The 896-nt window shown below is 46.4% G+C and carries 2 protein-coding genes; both read right to left on the bottom strand.

Annotated features, from left to right (window positions below):
• Positions 1-281: ribosome silencing factor (rsfS, locus tag A3757_RS00655; protein WP_068738973.1), on the bottom strand; the 281-nt coding region annotated here is incomplete at its 3' end.
• A 65-nt stretch (positions 282-346) separates the two neighbouring features.
• The coding region (gene nadD / locus A3757_RS00650) for a nicotinate (nicotinamide) nucleotide adenylyltransferase (RefSeq protein ID WP_068738970.1) at positions 347-896 on the bottom strand (550 nt) is incomplete at its 5' end.

Genomic DNA, 896 nt, shown 5'->3' with positions numbered 1-896 from the left:
GAAGCGGGAAGCATCACATGAACGACAACCTCGCCCAGATCAACCAAAACCCAGTCACTGCCATCAGCACCTTCAATACCTAAAGGCCGTCCGCCTTTATCTTTTACTTCGGAAACCAAATTTTCTGCAAGAGACTTAACGTGTCTGCTCGAAGTCCCTGAAGCGATCACCATATAGTCTGTGACGCTAGTTTTATCTTTAACATCCAGCACACAGATATTATCAGCTTTAAGATCCTCTAAAGCCTCGACCACTACAGTTTTCAATTCTTCAGTTTGCATACGTTCTTTGTGTTCCCCATTTGGTTAATTTTGCCTGCTCTGAAACAGCGTTTCAAAACAGCAACTCACTCTCGATAAAGCGCATTATCACAGATATAGTCTTCAACCGCACCTATCACAAGGTAACGAATGCTTTTATTTTTCCTGACCGCTTCACGAATGGCAGTGCTAGAGATATCTAACTGCGTCAAATCAAGCATCAAAGCTAAGCCGCCCGGCTGCTCATGCAAGTAATTGGCAGACATAACCCATTCAAAGCCAAGTTGCTCCAGACATTGCTTTATATCGCCTTCAAGTTCACCCGGGCGCTTTACAACAACAATATGCGTCTGCTTTGATAGCTGCTCTGCCTGACGCCAGGTTCTTAAACCTCGCGCAGCATCAGTCCCCATGACGATACTCAAGGCCTGATCACCAAGCTCTTGACGCTTCTCGCGAACTGATTCAATGGTATAACTTGGACAACCCCGCCGAATCTCTCGCTCATCAACATTCAAACACGAGTCATGAGCTGTCGCCAGCTTCAACATTTCAAGGCGAGAGTCAGCACTTGCCGACACACTATCCTTATGCACAGCCTGGTAACAAGGCATCAAGTCGACACTGTTGACACCC

This window comes from Oleiphilus sp. HI0117, assembly GCF_001635235.1.
This window is presented reverse-complemented; position numbering and strand designations above follow the sequence as displayed.